Source organism: Burkholderia sp. M6-3 (genome assembly GCF_050858985.1).
Classification (GTDB): Bacteria; Pseudomonadota; Gammaproteobacteria; order Burkholderiales; family Burkholderiaceae; genus Paraburkholderia; species Paraburkholderia caledonica.
Genome location: NZ_CP110090.1, coordinates 196,867 through 218,086 on the forward strand (window position 1 = coordinate 196,867; position 21,220 = coordinate 218,086).

At 63.2% G+C, this 21,220-nt stretch carries 15 protein-coding genes; 6 read left to right on the forward strand and 9 right to left on the reverse strand.

Annotation, left to right across the window (positions count from 1 at the left end):
* The first annotated feature begins 87 nt into the window (after positions 1–87).
* From OH764_RS00845 to OH764_RS00860, 4 genes are all read left to right on the forward strand, one after another.
* A complete protein-coding gene (locus OH764_RS00845) occupies positions 88–1,626 on the forward strand; it encodes a sensor domain-containing diguanylate cyclase (protein ID WP_498847691.1) in 1,539 nt (512 codons plus the stop codon).
* A gap of 84 nt (positions 1,627–1,710) precedes the next feature.
* Positions 1,711–2,346, forward strand: a complete 636-nt coding sequence (locus OH764_RS00850) for a DUF2239 family protein (RefSeq protein WP_498847692.1) — start codon at positions 1,711–1,713, stop codon at positions 2,344–2,346.
* 400 nt (positions 2,347–2,746) lie between these two features.
* Entirely contained in the window at positions 2,747–4,312 is a 1,566-nt protein-coding gene (locus OH764_RS00855; RefSeq protein WP_498847693.1) for a methyl-accepting chemotaxis protein, read from the forward strand.
* Positions 4,313–4,478: 166 nt separating this feature from the next.
* Positions 4,479–5,786: a permease family protein gene (locus OH764_RS00860; protein WP_498847694.1), complete on the forward strand. Its 1,308-nt coding sequence runs from the start codon at positions 4,479–4,481 to the stop codon at positions 5,784–5,786.
* Positions 5,787–5,852: 66 nt separating this feature from the next.
* Here the strand turns inward: OH764_RS00860 and OH764_RS00865 are convergent, their stop codons facing one another.
* Positions 5,853–7,502 carry a cation:proton antiporter family protein gene (locus OH764_RS00865; protein ID WP_498847695.1) on the reverse strand — a complete coding sequence of 550 codons (1,650 nt, stop codon included), beginning with the start codon at positions 7,500–7,502 and terminating at the stop codon, positions 5,853–5,855.
* Positions 7,503–7,948: 446 nt separating this feature from the next.
* Here OH764_RS00865 and OH764_RS00870 point away from each other — a divergent pair, with 446 nt between their 5' ends.
* The gene (locus OH764_RS00870; protein WP_498847696.1) at positions 7,949–9,217 is read left to right on the forward strand and encodes a sensor domain-containing phosphodiesterase; all 1,269 of its coding nucleotides are present in this window, start codon (positions 7,949–7,951) and stop codon (positions 9,215–9,217) included.
* A 44-nt stretch (positions 9,218–9,261) separates the two neighbouring features.
* Positions 9,262–9,966, forward strand: a complete 705-nt coding sequence (locus OH764_RS00875; protein WP_498847697.1) for a copper homeostasis protein CutC — start codon at positions 9,262–9,264, stop codon at positions 9,964–9,966.
* Between the two features lie 95 nt (positions 9,967–10,061).
* Here OH764_RS00875 and OH764_RS00880 read toward each other — a convergent pair whose 3' ends face one another.
* From OH764_RS00880 to OH764_RS00915, 8 genes are all read right to left on the reverse strand, one after another.
* Positions 10,062–13,649, reverse strand: a complete 3,588-nt coding sequence (locus OH764_RS00880) for an indolepyruvate ferredoxin oxidoreductase family protein (protein WP_498847698.1) — start codon at positions 13,647–13,649, stop codon at positions 10,062–10,064.
* A gap of 264 nt (positions 13,650–13,913) precedes the next feature.
* Positions 13,914–14,876, reverse strand: a complete 963-nt coding sequence (locus OH764_RS00885; RefSeq protein ID WP_498847699.1) for an ion channel — start codon at positions 14,874–14,876, stop codon at positions 13,914–13,916.
* 239 nt (positions 14,877–15,115) lie between these two features.
* Positions 15,116–15,361: a hypothetical protein gene (locus OH764_RS00890; RefSeq protein ID WP_498847700.1), complete on the reverse strand. Its 246-nt coding sequence runs from the start codon at positions 15,359–15,361 to the stop codon at positions 15,116–15,118.
* 59 nt (positions 15,362–15,420) lie between these two features.
* Complete coding sequence (locus OH764_RS00895; RefSeq protein ID WP_027776714.1) at positions 15,421–15,651, reverse strand: hypothetical protein; 231 nt, start codon at positions 15,649–15,651, stop codon at positions 15,421–15,423.
* Positions 15,652–15,782: 131 nt separating this feature from the next.
* Positions 15,783–16,694: a carbohydrate kinase family protein gene (locus OH764_RS00900; protein WP_498847701.1), complete on the reverse strand. Its 912-nt coding sequence runs from the start codon at positions 16,692–16,694 to the stop codon at positions 15,783–15,785.
* Complete coding sequence (locus tag OH764_RS00905; protein ID WP_498847702.1) at positions 16,691–17,974, reverse strand: AGE family epimerase/isomerase; 1,284 nt, start codon at positions 17,972–17,974, stop codon at positions 16,691–16,693. The genes OH764_RS00900 and OH764_RS00905 overlap by 4 nt, the downstream gene beginning before the upstream one ends.
* Positions 17,971–18,957: a LacI family DNA-binding transcriptional regulator gene (locus tag OH764_RS00910; RefSeq protein ID WP_498847703.1), complete on the reverse strand. Its 987-nt coding sequence runs from the start codon at positions 18,955–18,957 to the stop codon at positions 17,971–17,973. Before OH764_RS00910 ends, OH764_RS00905 begins: the two co-directional genes overlap by 4 nt.
* Before the next feature lie 258 nt (positions 18,958–19,215).
* The gene (locus tag OH764_RS00915) at positions 19,216–21,072 is read right to left on the reverse strand and encodes an EAL domain-containing protein (protein WP_498847704.1); all 1,857 of its coding nucleotides are present in this window, start codon (positions 21,070–21,072) and stop codon (positions 19,216–19,218) included.
* Positions 21,073–21,220 lie beyond the last annotated feature (148 nt).

Genomic DNA, 21,220 nt, shown 5'->3' on the forward strand with positions numbered 1-21,220 from the left:
AAGGATGACCTCTGTTACGCTACGGGTTCGCCATACGCGATCCCCGATGGACGCGTCTCTTCCTTCTTTAGCGCGTGAAGACCGCGCATGCCCAAACCGAATTCAATGGTCACGCGTCGTCCGAACATCATCATCGCGATCAGTGGCGTGCTCGCCAGCGCGATCCTCGCCATTGCGGTGTGGGTGCTGGCGCAGATGCACGACGACGCGTTGCGGCGCGCGCAAGACTCTGTGTTCAACGTCTCGCTGCTGGTGGAACGCGACGTGTCGCGCAATCTGGAAATCTACGACCTGTCGATACGCACGGTGATCGAAGGGCTCAAGCAGCCACGCGTGCTGCAACTGGAGCCTTCGCTGCGTCAGATGGTGTTGTTCGACGGCTCGGCATCCGCGAAAGACATGGGCTCGATTCTCGTGATCGACGAAACCGGCTACATCAAGTTCGATTCGCAGTCCGTTACGCCGCGCCATGTCTATCTCGCCGACCGCGACTACTTCAAGGTGCATCGCGATTCGCCCAACGTGGGTCTGTACGTGAGTCACCCGTTCATGCCGCGCGCAACGGGCGCCGACATGAGCATCGGCTTGAGCCGGCGCATTTCGCGGCCGGACGGCAGCTTCGGTGGCGTGGTGGTCGGCACTATGCGGCTGAAATATTTCCGCAGCCTCTTCAACGGGATGAATCTCGGCGCCGGCGGCTCGATGGCTCTCATGCTGAGCGACGGCACGATGCTGATGCGGCGTCCGTACGATCCAAAAACGATCGGCATCAATCTGACGGGTACCTCCAACTATTCGCGCTTCGCCGCGCAGCCGAGCGGCGACTTCTTCGGCACCGCGGCGATCGACGGCGTCGAGCGCTGGTACGCGTTTCGCCATATCGACATGTATCCGCTGATTCTCGATGTCGCGCTGTCCACGCAGGACATCTATGTCGGCTGGCGGCGGCGGGCATGGATCATTGGCTCGCTGATCGGCGCGCTCGATCTCACGCTGATCGCGCTGGCCGTGCTGTTCGCGCAGCAGATGCGGCGCCGTCTTCTCGCCGAAGAAGAGTTGCACAGGCTCGCGCGAACGGATGGTCTCACGGGCATGGACAACCGCCGCACCTTCGAGGAAGCCGCAGAGAAGGAGTGGCGTCGCGCGCAGCGCAACGACGGATCGCTCGCCATGCTGCTGATCGACGTCGACAGTTTCAAGGGCTTCAACGACCTTTACGGTCACTCGGCCGGCGACGACGCTCTGAACGCCGTAGCTCGCTGCATCACGCACGAGGTGCGGCGTCCCGGCGACACGGCGGCGCGCTACGGCGGCGAAGAGTTCGCCGTTCTGCTGCCGGATACCGACGAAGCGGGCGCCATCTGCATTGCAGAGAAAATCCGCGCGGCAGTCCAGGCGCTCGCGCTCGGGCATGTGGCGAGCTCCCACCACGTATTGACGGTCAGTATCGGCGTAGCCACGACGCGAGGCGAGGCCTTCACGACGAGCCGCGCGCTCGTCAATGCGGCAGATCGAGCTTTGTACGCCGCCAAAGACGCCGGCCGCAACCGCGTCGTGTCGCACCGAAGTGTAGGAACCTACGCGTCGGCAACGGGCCGCGCTTTCAGGGTGGTGGGCGGCCATTGAGTTCGGATCAATATTATCCGGATAATATATTGCCTTGTAATTTAACCCGGATATAATTCGACAACTTCCCAACCGGAGTTTGTCGTGACCACGCATCGCACCACCAGCACTACCAACACCACTTGCACGGCCTTCGAAGGCCAGCGCCTCATCGCCTCAGGTGAATTGCCCGCAGTCGCGCTCGCCGTCAAGGAAGTAATCGAGCGGGGCGAGCAAGCGCCCATTCTGGTTTTCGACGACGCCACGGCCGCACCGGTTGAACTCGATTTGCGCGGCACTGCCGAGGAAATCGTCGCGCGCCTAGGTCGCGAGACTTCCGCTGCTCATCCGCGCAACGATGCAAGCAACGACGCCGAGCCCGACATCCCACGCGGTCGCGGACGCCCCAAACTAGGCGTCGTCGCGCGCGAAGTCACCTTGTTGCCGCGTCATTGGGACTGGCTGAGCGCGCAACCGGGCGGGGCGTCGGTCGCGTTGCGCAAGCTCGTGGAGACGGCGCGCGGAACTGGCGAGCAGCGCGAGCGCAAACGTGCGGCGCAAGAAGCGGCGTATCGCTTCATGACCGCGGTAGCCGGCAACCTGCCGGATTACGAGGACGCCACACGCGCGCTCTATTCGAGCGATCAACCGCGCTTCGAAAAGAAAATCGCTGGATGGCCCGAAGACGTTCGCGCCTACGCATTGCGGCTCGCCGGCAACGCGTTCGATCCGCCAATCTGAATCGCATCAAAACGCGGCGCACAGGCGAAAAAAAACCGCTCACACTCGTTCGAGCGTGAGCGGAAAAGTCGGAGAGTTACAACAACATCGCATGCGCTACATGAGGTCCACGCAGCAGGAGAAGTCTAAGAGGCGAATGAACACGGTTCTATCGGACGAATCTCAAACGCGAGCCCTGTGCGTTCATCACGGTGCCGTCTGCCAGGCATTCCTTACATTATCCTGTCCCGCTTATTCCAGGCATTTACCGCATCAAGTCCGCGCCTTCAGCGCCGTAAAAGGAAGGTGAGCGCTGCTGCGTCTCCACGTCCTGCGTGCATGACTCACCGCAACGAGTTGCGACATGCTTGGCGACGCTGCAGCAGCGAGAATTCCGTTGTGACTTCCGAAGGATGTTCAAATGAAGTGGTTCGACCGCATGACCGTGTTCAGGAAACTGCTGCTGGCCTTTGCCGTTGTGATTGGATTTTGCTTGGTGATCGGTGGCACTTCGCTAAAAACGCTGGCGTCGATGCATGACATCACCGATGCGATCTGCGACAAATACATGGACGGCCTCTACTGGCTGGAAGAGGCGAACCGCCACAAGATCGACGCTGACCTCGCCGCCGCAAATCTCGGCTATGTGAAAGACGATGCGGGGCGCCAGAAGCTGAAGGACAGCATCGTCGGCTCGCTCAAGCTGATGCATCAGGGCTACGATCAATATCGCGCGACCATCGTCACTGCAAAAGGCCGCCAGATGTTCGACGACGTGCTGGGCAAGTCGGCGGAGTGGGAAAGTATCGTGCATCAGCAGATCGGCCTCGCGCCGATTCCTGCCGGCGTCGACAGCGACGAACTCGTGCGCCGCGCGATTGCGTCGAGCGAAGCATTGCGCGATCGCATGACGGCGTTGATCGACTATCGCCGTCAACAAGGCAACGACGCGCAGGCGGAAGCAGCCAGCGAATATCAGCGCATGCGCGTTGCGATGGTCGCGTTGGTGCTGGGTGCGATCGCAGCGGGCGGCGCGCTTGCTGCAATGATCGCGCGGCGTCTGTCGCGTCAGTTGGGCGGCGAGCCGGACTACGCAATGCAACTCGCCAACCGTATCGCCGACGGCGATCTCAGCGTGCGCGTCGAGACCCGCGCCGGCGACACGCACAGCATGCTCTACGCGCTGCGCAACATGCGTGAGCGGCTCGCCACGATCGTGTCGGGCATCAGCGAATCGAGCGAATCCATTCTGACCGCGTCAGGTGAGATTGCACAAGGCAACACCGACCTCTCGCAGCGCACTGAAGAGCAGGCTGCGGCCTTGCAGCAAACGGCGTCGAGCATGCAGCAACTGACGTCGACGGTGAAACAGAACGCCGAAAACGCGCAGCAAGCGGGCGGCGTCGCGCACGGCGCATCCGAAGTGGCCGCGCGCAGCAGCGGTCTTGTCGACGATGTCGTGGAAACGATGCGCGAACTGGCGGCCGGGTCCAGGCGCATGACCGATATCATCGCGGTGATCGAAGGCATCGCGTTTCAGACCAACATTCTGGCGCTCAACGCAGCGGTCGAAGCGGCACGGGCTGGCGAACAGGGGCGCGGCTTCGCAGTCGTCGCGGGCGAAGTGCGCTCGCTCGCGCAGCGCAGCGCGGTGTCGGCGAAAGAGATCAAGGAACTGATCGAGAGCTCGACGGCACGCGTCGGCAGCGGCGCGGAACTCGCCGAGCGGGCCGGCCAGACGATGGCTGAAGTGACTCAGGCAATCAAACGCGTGACGGACCTGATGGGCGAGATTTCATCGGCGTCGCAGGAGCAAAGCACGGACATCGAGGGTGTGAACCGCGCCGTCGCACAAATGGACGACGTGACCCAGCAGAACGCCGCGCTCGTCGAGCAGGCTGCGGCCGCGGCCTCGTCGATGGCGGATCAGGCGAGACAACTTCAGCAAGCGGTGACTGTGTTTTCGCTCGAAGCGGCGCGGGTCTGACCGGATTCACGTCATCGCTCGCTGTGCCGTTTCAACCGACAGCACATCCTATTGTTCACGCTTGCCACCTCCAATGGCACTCCGTACACTCGCGCGTAATTCCCGCACGGCGTTTGTTTTTTGCGCCGTAGTCATGAAAAACGCCGACTAGAGGAGAACCCCCGCGATGGCCGATTCCTATTTCCCCCGCTGGCGCGTACAGCCAGACGCCGTCGAGGGGCGCATCGTCGGCACCGACGAGCGCCTCGCGTGGCCGCAGATGTTCGCGATGGGCATTCAGCACGTCGTCGCCATGTTCGGCTCCACGGTGCTCGCGCCGTTGCTGATGGGCTTCGATCCCAACCTCTGCATCTTCATGTCTGGCATCGGCACGTTGTTGTTCTTCGTGCTGGTGGGGGGCCGCGTACCGAGCTATCTCGGTTCGAGCTTCGCGTTCATCGGTCTCGTGATCGCAGTCACGGGTTACGGCGGCCACGGGCCGAATATGAACATTCCCCTCGCGCTGGGCGGCATCATCGCGTGCGGCGTGGTGTACGCGATCATCGGGCTGATCGTGTCGGCGGTCGGCACGCGCTGGATCGAAGCGCTGATGCCGCCGGTCGTGACCGGTGCGATCGTCTGCGTGATCGGACTGAATCTCGCACCCATTGCGGTGCGCGGCGTGAGCGGCAGCAACTTCGATTCGTGGATGGCGTTGGTCACCGTGCTGTGCGTCGGCGCCGTTGCCGTGTTTGCGCGCGGCATGCTGCAGCGTCTGCTGATTCTGGTCGGCTTGCTGATGGCGTATGTGATCTACGCAATCGTGACGAACGGACTCGGCATGGGCAAGCCGATCGACTTTTCGATCGTCGCTAACGCTGCCTGGTTCGGTATGCCGCACTTCACGGCGCCTGTATTCGATATGCGGGCCATGACGTTGCTCGCGCCGATCGCGGTGATTCTCGTCGCCGAGAACCTTGGCCATATCAAGGCGGTAAGTGCAATGACGGGACAGAACCTCGACCGCTATATCGGCCGCGCATTTCTCGGCGACGGGCTCGCGACAGTCGTCTCGGGTTTCGCCGGTGGCACGGGCGTGACGACGTACGCTGAGAACATCGGCGTCATGGCGGTGACCAAAATCTATTCGACGCTCGTGTTCGTCATTGCCGCGCTGATTGCGCTGGTGCTGGGCTTTTCGCCGAAGTTCGGCGCGGTCATCCAGACCATTCCGGGTCCGGTGCTCGGCGGCGTTTCGATTGTGGTGTTCGGTCTTATCGCGGTGACGGGCGCGCGCATCTGGGTCGTCAACAAGGTCGACTTCTCGGACAACCGCAATCTGATCGTGGCTGCTGTCACGCTGGTACTCGGCGCAGGCGACTTCTCGCTGAAGCTCGGCGGCTTCGGTCTTGGCGGCATCGGTACTGCGACTTTCGGCGCGATCATTCTTTACGCGCTTCTCAGAAGAAAGCCGGCGCAAGGCCCGGTGGCCTAACGGTTTTGGCGGCGGCGCGCGTACCTTCAATCGAGGGCCGCCGCCGCAACTCGAGCAGTAGCCGGCTCACTTCCTGCGCGCGGTCAGCGCCGTCTCCGACAGATCCACTTCGCGCATGAGCTTGTTGAACGTCTCGTCGTTGATGTCCTGACTGCTGCGCAAGCTAAGAAGCACCTGACGCTCCGCGCGCATCGCCGAGAGCTTCATGCGAAATTCCAATGCATCGGCGCGCCGCGCCATCTCGCGCGGTTCCCGCTCCTCCCCAAGTGCTGTGAGTCTGCGGCGATAAATGTCCATCACGCGTGCGGTGACATCGGCCGCATATGCCGAGGCGGATTCGTCGAGATTCGCGCACTCCTTGTCATGCACATCGTCAACAGCGCGAATGGCGGCTTGCGCGGCCATCACACGTGCAAGCGTTTCTTCCGCTGCATGCGGGTCCTTGCCGCGGCGCCATCCGCGCAATAGCAGAGGCAACGCGAAGACAGCGACGACCAACGACAACAGGATCACGCCGGACGCGATGAATATCGCGAGGTCGCGCCCAGGCAACGGTGCGCCGTCCGGCAGCATTTCCGGCAGCGACAACACGCCTGCCAATGTCACGGCGCCGCGCACGCCCGCGACCGTCGTAACTCCCACCGTGCGCAATCCCGGTACCGCGTTCGCGACGCCCTGGCGCGCTGCGCCGCGGCTCGCGAACCAGCGCAGCAGCCAGACCCACACAAAGCGCATCGTGTAGAGCGCCGCCGCAACAGCCGCGATGTAGCCGATCAGCAGCCCGACTTGCACGTTGCTAGTTTCATGCGCATCGAGCAGCGCGCGGCCGAGAATGTGCGGAAACTGCAGCCCCAGCAGAATGAACACCATTCCGTTGAAGACGAACTCGATCATGGTCCACGTACTGCTCGCGCGCACTCGCGATGCCACCGGCCCGGACGTCGCAAGCGTCGTGTAGTTCATCATCATGCCGGCCGCGACCGCCGCGAGAATTCCCGACAGTTCAAGGCGTTCTGCGATCAGGTATGCGGCGAATGGGATCAGCAACGTCATGACGACGCCGGGCGCAGGGTCGCCTTCTTCGGCGAGATTCAGAAAGCGCACCGCGATAAAGCTGAAGAGCCAGCTCACCGCTGCGCCCGTCGCGAGACCGCCCGCCGCGATGATCACGAAGCTGATCGACGCGTCGCGCAACGAAAAGACACCGGTGAGCGCAGCGGCGATCGCGAACTTCAGCGCGACGAGGCCGGAGGCGTCGTTCATCAACGCTTCGCCTTCCAGGATGTGCATGAGCCTGCCTGGAATCTTGCCCTTGCCTGCGATGCCGGAGAGCGCAACCGCATCGGTCGGCGACAACACTGCGGCAAGTGCGAACGCGACGGGCAGCGACATCGACGGTACCAGCGCATGCACGAAGTAGCCGACGGCGAGCACCGTCATGAAGACAAGGCCGAGCGCGAGCATCAGGATCGAGCGGCGCGCCATGAAAAATTCGCGCTTCGGAATGCGCCAACCGTCCGCGAACAGCAGCGGCGGAATGAACAGCATCATGAAGATTTCCGGATCGAACGTGACGTGCAATCCGAGCCTCGGCCAGGCGAGCATCGCGCCGATTGCGATCTGAACCAGCGGCAGCGGTAAGGGCGCGAGGCGGGTCACGACACCCGACCCGGCCACGGCAAGCAGAAGAATCAATACGGTGAAGACAATTTCCATCGGTACGAGACTTGGGAAGATAACGGAGAGGCGGACAAAGGTTTATGCGCCGGCGCGTCGCGCCTCGCAAGGCTGACGCGCAAGCGGCATGTGGCGCGTCGGAGTGCGCCGCGCCAGCGCCAGGCGTAGACCGCGAGTTTAGCTTGTGAGTTTGACCTGCGCAGCGTGGCTGCCCCGTGCTGCGTGCTTAGCGACTCCACGAGGGCCGCGTCGCGCTCCGCAAGCTCGGCTTGTCCCCGCTGCACGCTAAAGGTGCGTCCGCGCCCTGCGGTGGCGCACGCGCCATGCCGCCGGTGCAATCTTTCACGCGAGTTACATGGCTATGTGCGCGAGCGCGCGCATGGAGCTTGCTTAAGCCATATCGATGACGCACATTTTGGAGCAATGGCGCCGTGGGTTGTTCGCACCCGCGTTCGACCGGCCCGGCTCTCGCGTGAGAGGATTGCATGACGATTGCGCAACAGGAAAGGACGGCCAGCGCGCGCCACGGTTTCGACGTCGAAATGACGTCCGGCCTGGAACGCTTCTCGGTGCAGCACGGCGAGCTGACGCTCACCAGCGTGTTTCAACCCATCTTCAGTCTGTCGCATATGCGGGCAGTCGGCTATGAAGGTTTGCTGCGCGCGCACGACATGCTCGACCGGCCGGTTTCGCCGCTCGACGTGTTCGGCGAGGCGGCGCGCGTGGGCGATGTGTTGCAGTTGGACCGTCTCGCGCAGACGCTGCATCTGGAAAATTTCAAGGTGCTAGGCGCCGAGCGCGAGTGGCTGTTCCTCAACGTGCACCCGGGCGCGCTCACCGATCCGTATCTGTCCGCTGCATTACTGGCTACGCTCAAGCGCCTGGGCTTGTCTCCAAGGCGCATCGTGCTCGAAGTGCTCGAGCAGCGCGCTGAAGATCTGGAGCGTCTCGCGGACGCCGTGCGTCAGTTCCGCGAGCGGGGCTTCCTGATCGCACTCGACGACTTCGGCGCGGGACATTCGAACGTCGAGCGCATTTGGCAGTTGAATCCGGACATTGTGAAGCTCGACCGCATCATGCTGTCGCACGCGGCGCACCGGGCCGACATGGGAACGATTCTGCCGGGCCTCGTCGCGTTGCTGCACGAAGCGGGCAAGCTCGTGCTTATCGAAGGCGTGGAAACGGAACACGAGGCGCAAATGGCGCTTGCCTGCAACGCCGACTTCGTCCAAGGGTTTTTCTTCGGGCGCCCGAACCCGGGGGCCGCTGACGCAACGCACGCGGCGACCTGCATCGGCGAGCTAACCGAACGTTATCGCGATCAGACCGAAGCACGCGAGCGCCGCACCGCGAGCCGCCTCGCTCCCTATCTGCGCGCATTCGAACGCGCGGCCGAGCGGCTTGCTGCAGGCGAGCCGCTCGAAGAAGTGTGCTGGAATTTTCTCGCGCTCGATCACGCCGCGCGCTGCTTTCTGCTCGACGCGAAAGGGCGCCAGGCGGGGCGCAACGTCGTGCTGCGGGCGGATCGCGCGGCGCATGAAACGCGCTTCCTGCCGCTTGCCGATGCGCAAGGCGCGAACTGGCTGCGCCGTCCGTACTTTCGCGATGCAATCAACTCGCCCGAGCGCGTGCATGTGACGCGTCCGTATCTGTCGATCAACGAAGCGTTGCCGTGCGTGACGTTGTCGGTGGCGACGAGCGTCGGGGCGCAGACTTGCGTGCTGTGCGGCGACATCGACTGGATCGACGAATAGCGCTTCTGCGATGATGTCGTTTTCAACGACACCCGGCTGCGCTCATGTCCGTTCTACTCGAAGTCATTGCCACTACTGTTGCTGACGCACGGCTCGCCGCGCAAGCGGGCGCCGACCGGCTCGAACTCGTGACCGCGATGGGCGAGGGCGGGCTGACGCCGAGCATCGGCTTGATCGAAGCGGTGGTCGATGCGGTCAGCATTCCTGTCAATGTGATCGTGCGCCCTCACAGCCGTTCTTTCGTCTACGACGCCGACGACTTCGCGGTGATGCTGCGCGACGTGCAAGCGGTGAAGGCGGCGGGCGCGAACGGTGTGGTGATCGGCATGTTGAACGCGAACGGCGAGATCGACCGCGAACAACTTGCGCGTGCGATCGACGCCGCCGGTGATCGCGCGATCACTTTTCATCGTGCGTTCGACGAAGCTCGCGATCATCAAAAATCGCTAGACGTGCTGCTCGGTTTCGATGCGGTGACGAATGTGCTGACCTCGGGCGGCAAGCCTTCGGTGCTGGATGCCGAAGCGACGATTCGCGAACTGGCGAGCCAGGCGGCGGGGTCGCGGTGCACGGTGCTGGCAGGCGCGGGTCTGACTGTCGATGCAGTTGCGGGCTTCGTGAGCAGGACCCGAGTCGAAGCGGTGCACTTCGGGTCGGGCGTCCGCATCGGCGGTAACGGGCTCGCCCCGGTCGATAGCGAAAAGGTCGCGCAGGTGAGGGCATTGCTGAATGCCCAGGCGAAAAGCTAGCGCGCGGGCGGAATCGCCAGGCGGAAAAAAAGCCGCTACGTGCATGCGCACGAGCGGCTTTGTTGTAGGCGTGGCAAGCCCGACGGCCGTAGCGCTTACTTCGCCACTACCACGGGAATGCCGCGCAACTGCCCAGCGCCTTTCACTTCCTCCAGCGATTTTTTAACCGACGCTCCCGTCGCCGCTTCGATCTGCAGACGCGCGGCGAGATCCCGCTCGCCCCGCTTCACGCCCGCGAGATTCGCGAGCTTCACATGGCCATAACCGCGCACACGGGCGTGCAGATCGGCGAGCTTCGCGACGTCGTCGAGATTGTCCGCGTCAAGCTTGGCGAGCGCTCGCTGCAACGTGGTTTCGTAATCGTCCGCGAGTTCGTGCTCCATTTTGCGCTCGAGCGTGCGGCCAAACGGGTCCAGCATCGTGCCGCGAAGGCCGCGCACTTTTGCGAGTACGCCGAGGACCGGCCACATCCATTGGCCGAAGGTTTTCTTCGTCGGATTCGCACCCGAATGCGCGCGCGTGAGTGCGGGCGGCGCGAGATTGAACTTGATGCCGAAGTCCTTGCCGGCCACGCCTTCGAATTGCGCCTCGAGTGCTTCGCGGAACGCGGCATCGGTATGCAAGCGCGCAACTTCGTATTCGTCCTTCACCGCCAGCAAACGATAGAACGTTGTAGCCACCGCACGCGTCACGCGTTCGCTGTTTGCGTCGACCGCGCTTTCTGCGCGGCGCGCAGCATCGACCAGCGCACGATAGCGCTTCACATAGCTTGCACCGCCGTAAATTTGCAGACGGCCTTCGCGATGCGCAATCAGTTCGTCGAGCGTATCGACGCGCACCGTCTGCTTCGCGGCGTGCCGCGCCTGCCACAGCGATTCGAGCGCGGCCGGGTCTTCCGCAGCGAGCCGGCCGATGGAAAACGCCAGCTGATTCATCTGCACGGCCACGTTGTTCAATTCGATCGCGCGCATCAACGCGCCGAACGACACAGGCACGAGACCAAGCTGCCACGCATAACCGAGCATCAGAATGTTGGCGCCGATGGTGTCGCCGAGAAAACGCGTGGCGAGCGCCTGCGCGTCGCAAGTCGACATGCGTTCAGCGCCGGCTGCATGGCGCATCTTGTCGATCAACGCGTCGGCATGCAGCGTGGCGTCCGGGTTCTGCACGAACGTCGCGTTCGGAATGGCATGCGTGTTGACGACGATGCGCGTGCGGCCATGACGCACCGTCTGCAATGCATCGGCGCTCGCGCCGACCACCATGTCGCAGGCGAGCAGCACGTCCGCTTGCTGCGTGTCGATGCGAACCTGGTTGAGCCACTCGTCGCGTGCGGCAAAGCGCACGAACGACAACACCGAGCCGCCCTTTTGCGCGAAGCCCATGAAGTCGAGCACCGACGCGCTCTTGCCTTCCAGATGCGCAGCCATGCTGATCAATGCGCCGACCGTCACGACGCCGGTGCCGCCGACGCCCGTCACCAGGATGTCGTACGGTGCGGCATCGAGCTGCGTCGCAGGCAGCCGCAACGCGTTGACGCGTTCAGCCAATGCTTGCGGATCGAACGCTGCGCCCGCGGCTTTTTTTAGCTTGCCGCCTTCGACTGTTACGAAGCTCGGGCAGAAACCGTTCACGCACGAGTAGTCTTTATTGCACGACGATTGATCGATGCGACGCTTGCGTCCCAATGCTGTTTCGATCGGTTCAACTGACAGGCAATTGGACTGCACGCCGCAATCGCCGCAGCCTTCGCAGACCTCTTCGTTGATGAAAAGGCGCTTGTCGGGATCGGGGAATTCGCCCTTTTTGCGGCGACGCCGTTTTTCTGCGGCGCACGTCTGGTCGTAGATCAGCACGGTCACGCCGTCGGTGTCGCGCAACTCGCGCTGCACGGTGTCCATTTCGCTACGGTGATGGAACGTCGTGCCCTTCGGGAAAAGATCGTGATGGCCGTCGTATTTTTCCGGCTCGTCGCTGACCACTACGAAGCGCGATACGCCTTCGGCTTCCACCTGACGCGCGATCTGCGGCACGGAGATGCTGCCGTCCACGGGCTGGCCGCCCGTCATCGCGACGGCGTCGTTGTAGAGGATCTTGTACGTGATGGTGGCTTTCGCCGCGACCGCCTGACGGATCGCGAGAATACCGGAGTGAAAGTACGTACCGTCGCCGAGATTCTGGAAGACGTGGCGCGTCTTCGTGAACATCGAATGCGACGCCCAGTCCACGCCTTCTCCGCCCATCTGAATGAGACCGGTCGTGTCGCGCTCCATCCACGAAGCCATGAAGTGACAGCCAATGCCCGCGTGCGCAATCGAGCCTTCGGGTACTTTCGTCGACGTGTTGTGCGGACAGCCCGAGCAGAAATACGGCGTGCGCTTCACACTGTCCGCGGCGTTGGAGAGAATTTGCGGCGCGACCAGATCGACCACACGTTCGCGGCGGTCCAATGCCGGCTTGTGCTTCGCGAGCCAGTTGGCGAACACCGGCAAGATGCGCGAGGGCCGCAATTCGCCGAGCGACGAGAGCAGCATGCTGCCGTCTTGCGCCTGCTTGCCGATCACGGCCGGCCGCGCGCCTTGCGTGCGGTTGTACAGAGAGTCCCTGATCTGCTGCTCGATGACCGGGCCTTTCTCCTCGATCACGAGCACTTCGGAAAGACCTTCGACGAACGTGTCGATGCGCGTCATTTCCAGCGGGAACGACAGGCCGACTTTGTAGATGCGCACACCGGCCGCTTCGAGATCGGCGACGGTCAGGTCGAGGCGGCGCAACGTTTCCATCAGATCGAGATGCGCCTTGCCGCATGTGACGATGCCCACGTTCGCATGCGGGCTCGGCGCAATCCATTTGTCGATGCTGTTGGCTTTCGCAAAGTGACGCACGGCGTCGAGCTTTGCGTGCATGCGCGATTCGATGGTGAGGCTCGGCAGATCGGGCCAGCGATTGTGCAGGCCGCCTGTCGGTGGTTCGAAATCCTCCGGCGCGCTCCAGTCGGTCTGCAGCGCATCCAGATCGACCGTCGACCCGGATTCGACTGTTTCCGAGATCGCCTTGTAGCCGACCCACGCGCCCGAGAACCGCGACAGCGCCCAGCCGTACAGCCCGAATTCGAGCATGTCCGCAATGTTCGACGGATTCACGACCGGCATGTGCCACGCCATCATCGCAAAGTCGCTCTGATGCGGCATCGACGAAGACACGCAGCCGTGATCGTCGCCGGCTACGACCAGTACGCCGCCGTGCGGCGACGAGCCGTACGCGTTGCCGTGCTTCAGCGCGTCGCCCGCGCGATCCACGCCGGGACCCTTGCCGTACCACATGGCGAACACGCCTTCGACGGTGCGCTCCGGGTCCGCTTCCACGCGCTGCGTGCCGAGCACGGCGGTGCCGCCGAGTTCTTCATTGATCGCGGGCAGGAAGCGAATATCGCTCGCGCTGAGCAGTTTCTTCGCTTTCCACAATTGCTGATCGACCATGCCGAGCGGCGAGCCCCGATAGCCGCTGATGAAGCCCGCGGTGTTCATGCCGCGCGCGCGGTCGAGCGAGCGTTGCATGAGCGCGAGGCGCACCAGCGCCTGGGTGCCGGTCAGGAAAATCCGGCCGCGCGTCGCGGTGAGATTGTCGGACAGCTTGTAGTCGGAAAGAGCGGGCGTGCCGTCGATGGGCAGGCGAGCGGTCATAGGTGAGTCTCCAATCCCATACGTGATGGATGCTGTTGTATCTTCGGCGCGCGTCCTCAGGCCGACGAGGCGCCGCAGCGAAAGAGACTCTATTTTTTAGCGCCAATCGGAGTGGATTTTTTCTACTTTGCTGGCGCGTCAGCGAATGAGCGCGAGGAGCGCCCGGTTTCAAGCCTCTTTTGAGATAGATATGCCACGCGAACGGTGGCTACGGGTATGCCCTGGGGGCGATACGCGCGATGGCTCGGCCCGTGGTTTGCCCGATCAAACGTTCGATACGGCGGCTCTCACAGGCGCTTCATCCAGCGGCACGATCTCGTCAAAATGCGAATAGTCGATATGGCTCACGCCGTCCCGTTCGCTCATGATGTCGACAAAGCGGTACTGCCAGTAGATCTGATCGCAGGTCCACATGTGGCGTGCCTGCATGGTCTGCGACGTCGATTCGTCGACGCCGTCCAGTGTGAGCAGCAGCGACGTGTCGCGCGCTTTCAGCGTCTCGGCTGTTTCGCCGAAAAGCGGACTTGTTTCGTCGATCACATGCATGATGCTCCAGCCGAGCTTGAAGACCGGATGCTGGTCGCGCACGAGTCTGAGGTCGTAAAGCTTGCGAAGCGTATAACCTTCTGGAGTCGTTTCGCGACGCATAATGCGTAGCCGTGCATGTGCTTCGGCGATCACGTTCTGGCGCCCGTTGGCCGAGCGGACCATCAAGGTCATGTGACCGTCGAGCGGCCGGATGATCGCGTAGCGGGCGAACATGATCTTCGCGTGCGGACGCGAGAAGCGCGCGAAAATCAGACCGGTTGCCAACGCAATGCTCGACATACCCACGAAGATTTCGAGCGTCGCGATCCAGTGCGCGTACACCGTTTGCGGATGCATGTCGCCATAGCCGACCGTGGCCAGTGTTTCGACGCTGAAGAAAAACGCGCCGCCGAAGCCCGGCGGGTACTGGTTGGCAATGGACGCGTTGCCGAGCATATAGAGCGCGGCGAATGTGGTGTTCAGCAACAGGAAGATCACCGCGAGGCTGACGAAAAACATCGGCCATCGCACCACCAGCGCGCGGTGATAAAGATCCTGCCAGAATCGCGTCGGCATGCCGTGCGCGATCACCACGCGATCGTCCAGGCGCAATTCGCGGCTGCCGCGCGAAGGGCTATTTTCTGCGCTGACTTTCTCCCGTCCGATGCGGGCAAAACGGTCCGACGGTTCAGTAGCCATCGCGTACTCGTGGAGATGAAAACGGCGCAAGCGTAGCACGCGGCCTCGCTCGCGGAGCGCGATCTTCAGCGCGTCGAACTGGAGCGAAAGAAGGTGTGCGTTTTCTGCGCCGTGGCGGTGCGGCGGGGGCGCTTCTGCGGCATTTGAACGCGCCTGAATGCCGCGTTCAAATGCCGTTTGCGATGCCTGCCAGCGGTAGCACAAGCGCTAACGCTGGCACGGGCGACCGGTGCTCTGCTTTACGGAAATGCTCGCGGCTTCGGAATGCCTGCGCCGTGCTCGATGTCGTCGACGGCTTGCTGATGTGCCGCAGCGATGGCTTGTGCTTCGTCGGCGTAACCGTCGTCGCCGCCGATGGTCGTCCACGGCTTGACCGCTTTCTCCCGATGCCTGATTTCGTACTCCGAGTCCCAGCGCGCGCCGCTGAGTTCGATTGGGCGGACGTGAATCGAGTACACGCCGTAGAGGAAGAGCTGCTCAACCATGATCGCCTCCGACCATTGCGTTCAGGTGGCGCGCCGCGAGATGCGCCGCGCCGGTCTGCCTAGAGTTCGATTTCCCCGAGTATGCGATGAGCGAGCGCCTTCGCTTCTTCCAGCGCCTCGCCCGGTGTGGACGAGGTAGCTTCCACTTCATAGACCGTGGTTTCCTGGTCCTGGCTCGCCTCGCCTTCGTCGCGCGCGAGTGTGACTACGCCCTGCCAGGTGTCCGCGTCGACCTCTCTCACCGTCGCAGTGGCCGTGTAGATGCCTTTGGTGTAGGTGATGTCCTCCATGGCGTCGCTCCTTGTTCCAAAGGTTCTGGTGATTTCATCCTAGCACGGCAATGACGCTTCGGCTGAAGCCCCATGGCGCGCCGCCTCGCGACGACGCGCGCCTGTCCAACCGGAAAGATAACGCCCGCGCGTTACAGCAACGCGACTACTTCATCGAGCGATGGTGCGTGCGCGCCTGCGTGCCGGCAGGCTGCCGCGCCGGCCGCCAATGCGAACGCCAGATGCTCCGGCCACGCGCGCTGCGAAGCGGTCATCAGACTGAACAGCAAGCCGCCGATGGACGCATCGCCGGCGCCGACCGTATCCACGACCTCGACGCGCGGCGGTCGCGCCTCGAAAGTCGCTGCGCCGTCGATCAGCAGAGCCGTTTCCGGTCCACGGGTGACGAGTACGGCGGCGGCCGGATTCATCGCGCGCAACTGGGCAAGCGCATGCGCTTCGTCGTCGGTCTTGAAGAGCAGGCGCAGGTCTTCGTCCGATACCTTGATGAGGTCGGCGAGCGCCGCCATTTTGCGTAGCGTGGGCTCGTACCCGTGCTCCATCAGATTCCGGTAGTTCGGGTCGAAACTGATCTTCACGCCGCGCGAGCGCAGTTCGGCGGCCAACGCGGCGAGCGTGTCGCCGAGCGGTTGCCGCACGAGACTGATGCAGCCGAAGTGCGCCCACTTCACCTGCTGCATCCAGCCTGCCGGCAGATGCGCGGGATCGAAGGCGAGATCGGCGCCGTTCTCGCCCATGAAAAAATACGCAGGCGGATGCGTGCGATGAACGATCGCGAGCAAAGGCGGGCGCTCGACGCGCTGCATGAAGCGCATGTCGAGCCCTGCCGCGACGCTCGCGTCCCACAGTTCGTCGGAGAAATTGTCGACGCCGAGCGAGCCCGCGCAGGCGGTCGGCAAGCCGAGCCGCGCGACGCAACGCGCCACGTTCCAGCCGGCGCCGCCGGGACGCGAAAGCCATTGCGAGGCGCCCGTGCGCACGAGATCGGTGAGGATATCGCCCGCCGAAACGAAGACGGGCAGTTCGTTGGACACGTGGCTCATTTTGCGTGCTCCGTGGAGACGGCCGCGGCGGTTGAGCCGTCGGCCAGCGCATGCGTCAGCACCTCGTAGCATGCACCCATGGTGTGATAGTCGGTCTTGCCGGCCGGACTCTTTTCGTCGCTGTATTTGCGGTTGTCGCAGGTGAGGATGCGATACCACGCGCCGTATTTGTGATCGACGAAGTGTGCCCAGCTATAGCACCAGATCTCGTCGTACCAGTCCCAGAAGCGCTCGTTGCCGGTGCGCTTGCCGAGTAGCGCGGCGGTCGCGAAAGTTTCTGCCTGCACCCAGAAGTACTTGTCGTGGTCGCACACGGTGCCGTCGGGACCGAAGCCGTAATACAGGCCGCCATGGTCTTCGTCCCATGCGTGCGTCATTGCGGCGTCGAACAGTTCGATTGCGCGCGGCAAGAGCCAGGGCAGCGGACGATAGCGCTCAAGAATCAGCAGCAGCTTCGCCCATTCCGTTTGATGCCCGGGCTGGAAACCCCACGGACGAAAAATGTTCGAGCTGTCTTCCTCGTTGTAGTGCCAATCCACCGACCAGTCCGCATGAAAGTGCTCCCACACGAGCCCTTGCGACAGCTTTGCCTGACGCAGCGTGATGTTCGACGCGACGCGCTCGGCGCGGTCCAGATACACCAGGTGGCCGGTCGCTTCGTGCGCGGCGAGCAAGGCTTCGGTGGTGTGCATGTTCGCGTTTTGCCCGCGATATGAAGTCACACGCCATTCGGGCGATGCCTCGTCGGCGTAGAGACCGGCGGCGGCGTCCCAGAAGCGATGCTCCATCAACTCGAAGGTCGCGCCGATCATCGGCTTCGCTTCCTCGATGCCGGCCATCGCCGCATGCGAGTACGCGAGCAGCACGAACGCGAGGCCGTAGCAGTGGCGCGTGGCGTCGAGCGTGCGCTTCCTGCCGTCGCTCCATTCGATCTCCCAGTCGTAACCTTCGTGCTGCGCGTCCCAATGCGCGTCGCGCAGAAACTGAAGGCCGTGGCGCGCATATTCCAGATGCTTCGGGTCGCCGAATTGCCGATACGCCATCGCGTAGTTGAAAACGTAGCGGCAGCTGCTCACCAGATGCCGCGTGGTTTTGTTGTAGACGGAACCGTCGTCGCGGAAAAAATGGAAAAAGCCGCCGCTCGGATCGAACACATGGGGCGCGTAGAAGCGCAGCGTGTCCTCGACATGGGAGAGCAGAAACTCGCGGCTGCGAAAGCTGGCGACGGCCGGCACGGCAGGCGCGCCGTTGGCGGAAGGAGGCGTAGCGGATAGCGTCATGGCGTTTTCACCAAAGTACTGGCACGGGCAATGAGATGAACGGGCACGCGGACTTCTGTTTCGGCCGGCGCGTCTTCGAGCAGCAACTCGACGCCGCGGCGGCCGAGCGCTTCCTTGTCGACCGCAATGGTGGACAGCGGCGGCGTGGCGTGAGCGGCGGCGGGAATGTCGTCGAAGCCGATAATGGCGATGTCCTCCGGCACCCGCACACCGCGCGCGAAACAGGCGCGCAGCGCCGCGAGCGCGGCAGCGTCGTTGTAGGCAAACACGGCGTCGGGGCGTGGGCCGGGCGCATCGAGAAGTTGCTGCATCGCCCGGGCCGCGCCGCTGTCGGGGTCGAGTCCGGCGTCGATCGTGACTTCGAGCGACGGGTCGAACAGAAGCCCCGCTTCGAAAAAAGCACGCCGATAACCGAGTGCGCGCTGCGCGATGCTGAAGTGTGCGAGCGATCCGCCGATGAACGCCACCCGCTTGCGCCCCTGTTCGAACAGGTGCCGCATCGCAAGCGCGGCGCCCCCGGCGTTGTCGAGATTCACCGAACGCAATCCCGGCGCCCAAAGATCGATCAGCACGAGCGGACGCTGCATGGCGATGAGCATGGCAAGCGTCTCGGGTTCGACGAAGCCGGCGATCGCTACGGCGTCGGGCGCATGCAGGCGCATCTGCTGGATGACGTCTTCAGTGGGACCGGCGGTCAGCACCGACGGCACGATTCCGCGCTCCCGGCAGGCGTCTTCCACGCCATGCAAGACGTGCGAAAAGAATGGGCTGACGGCGAAATTGTTGTGCTGGCGGTGCAGCAGAAACGTTAGACGGCGGATGCGCGGACGCAATTGGCCCGCGTCATAGCCCAGTTCGCGCGCGGCCTCGACCACGCGCACGCGTGTGGCCTCGGACAGGCCCGGCTGGTTTTTCAGTGCGCGTGAGACGGTGCCGATCGACACGCTGGCCGCACGCGCGACGTCGCGGATGGTTATCGCCATCGAAGCAGGCAGCCGAGGCAGAGCGGCCGCATGTGTTTGGGTCCGGGGGATTGTATAGTAAAACGGCCGTCAAACAGCGTCAGAGCGTCGTAGATAGCACCCGTAAATACCCGTAGTTGTTGGCCTTTTTTGTATTTTGTTGTTTAGTAAAAATACTAAACGCGTGCACATCAGACGCGTTTCATGGCGTCGTGAGCTTGCGTCATAACGGTAATCAAGGCTGGGAATGCGGCCTTCCAAACGGCCGGCGCAACGTCGTCAATCGGCGGGCGTCACCGCGGCTTCTGATTGCCCGCGCAACAAGGCCACGCTTTCTTCGGCGTCGATCAGCACGAATCCACTTGATTCGAGCTTCGCCCGCCGCTTGGCCAGCGCCGCGACCGTGGCGATTTCCTCGCTGTTATAGAGCGACGCGCCGCCGGTCGGCTCCGGCTCCACGCGCACGCAACCAATTGCCATCGTGACGAAGCCGAAGAACGTCGGGTTGCCGCGCCGGTCTTCGCCGTGAATGCCGCCAGCCAGACGATCGGTTGGCGCGTAGAAGCGCTGCGCGCCCTCGTTGAACACGTGAATCGCGCGCAGCACGCGGTCGCGCCAGTCGTCGCTCTGAAACAGGATGAGGAAGTCGTCGCCGCCCACGTGGCCAAGAAAATCGCGCGTCGGATCGCAGACCTCGGCGAGCACCGCAGCGGCGAACTTCAGTACCTCGTCGCCTTGCCAGTAGCCGTATTGATCGTTGAAAGGCTTGAAGTGGTTCAGGTCCACATAGCAGGCGTAGAAGCCGGCGTGATTGTCGACGAGCCGCGCAATGTGCGAACTGATCGGGATGTTGCCCGGCAGGAAGGTCAGCGGGTTGGCGTAACGGGCCGCTTCGATGCGCACTTCGGTGACCGCGCGCACGAGGTTCTCGCCAGTGCCGAGTCCCGCGTACTTGCCGTTTTCGGTGATGACGAAGCCATCGGCGAGATAGCGCTGATCGTCGCTTGCGAGGAGCTTGGCCATCTGCTCGACGGTCATCGATTTCTCTATCACTACCGGCGAGGCGTTCGCGAAGAGCAGGCATGGCCGCTTGCCGAACAGCTCCCGGTGATACGGCAACGCGTAGCGGTCCATGAAGCTGCGGCGGTTGATCAGCGCAACCGGTTCGTCATGCTCGACCACGGCGACCGCGTGCAGATCGGGCAGACGGTTGAAGAGTTCCAGCACGTCGTTATTGGTTGCCTGGCGCGGCAATGCGGGCGCGTGCACGAGCATCTTTTCCGAGGCCATGCCGCCCGATGGCGACGCGCCGCCGAGCGTGCGCGTCGCTTCGGGAAACACGGCGATGTGGCCTGCGCGCAAGGCGTCGCGGGCGTCGTCGGTGACTTTGCTTGCCGGCTGCGCATGCGGACGGCCAAAGAAAAAGCCTTGCCCGCAGCCGATTCCCATGTCGCGCACGACGATCAGATCGGCCTCGTTCTCGATGCCTTCGGCCACGAGGCGCGCGCCGCTTGCGCTCGCGAAGTGCTGCATTGCGCGAACGGCCTCGAACTTCAGGGGATCGCAGGCGATGTCGTGAATGAAGAAGCGATCGATTTTCACGACGTCCGGTTGGAGTCGCACCCACAGATTCATGCTCGCATTCGCGGTGCCGTAATCGTCGAGTGCGAACTGCGCGCCTGCCGTGCGCAACGAAGCGATCACCGGCAGGAAACTGCCGACGTCGGGAATCATGCTCTGCTCCGTCAACTCGATGACAATGCGCTGTGGATCGACGCCGCGATGGCGCAGCAGCGCGAGTGTGTCGTCGGGTACGGCGGCCAGACGCCGAAGCGCGCCTGCGCTGAAGTTCAGGAACAGCTTGCCGTCGTAGCCGAGTCTCGCAAACGCGTCGATACAAGCGCGCGCGGCGGCCTGTTCGAGTTCGATCGTGCAGCCTTCCACGAGCGCTTGCGAGAAGAGCGCGAATGGCGTCTCGAGCGATGTGCCGGCCGGCCCGCGAATCAGGCCTTCGTAGCCGAGAATCGCGCCGTCGTCGAAGTCGATGATCGGCTGGAATACGGCGGATAGATCACGCCGGGCAATCAGGTCCTCGATGCGCGGCGCGGCGATTCCGGAGGGCGAGCGAAGTTGCATGGCAGGTTGACGTAGCGATGGACCTTCGGCTTATCGACCTGCGCTGCGGAGAATTAAGTGAACTTTTAGTGAAGCGTTGCACTGGTGTGGTGCGTTCGACTGCGGGCAGTCTTCGCACGCGGTCGTGCGCTGTGTGCAGGCGCTTTGA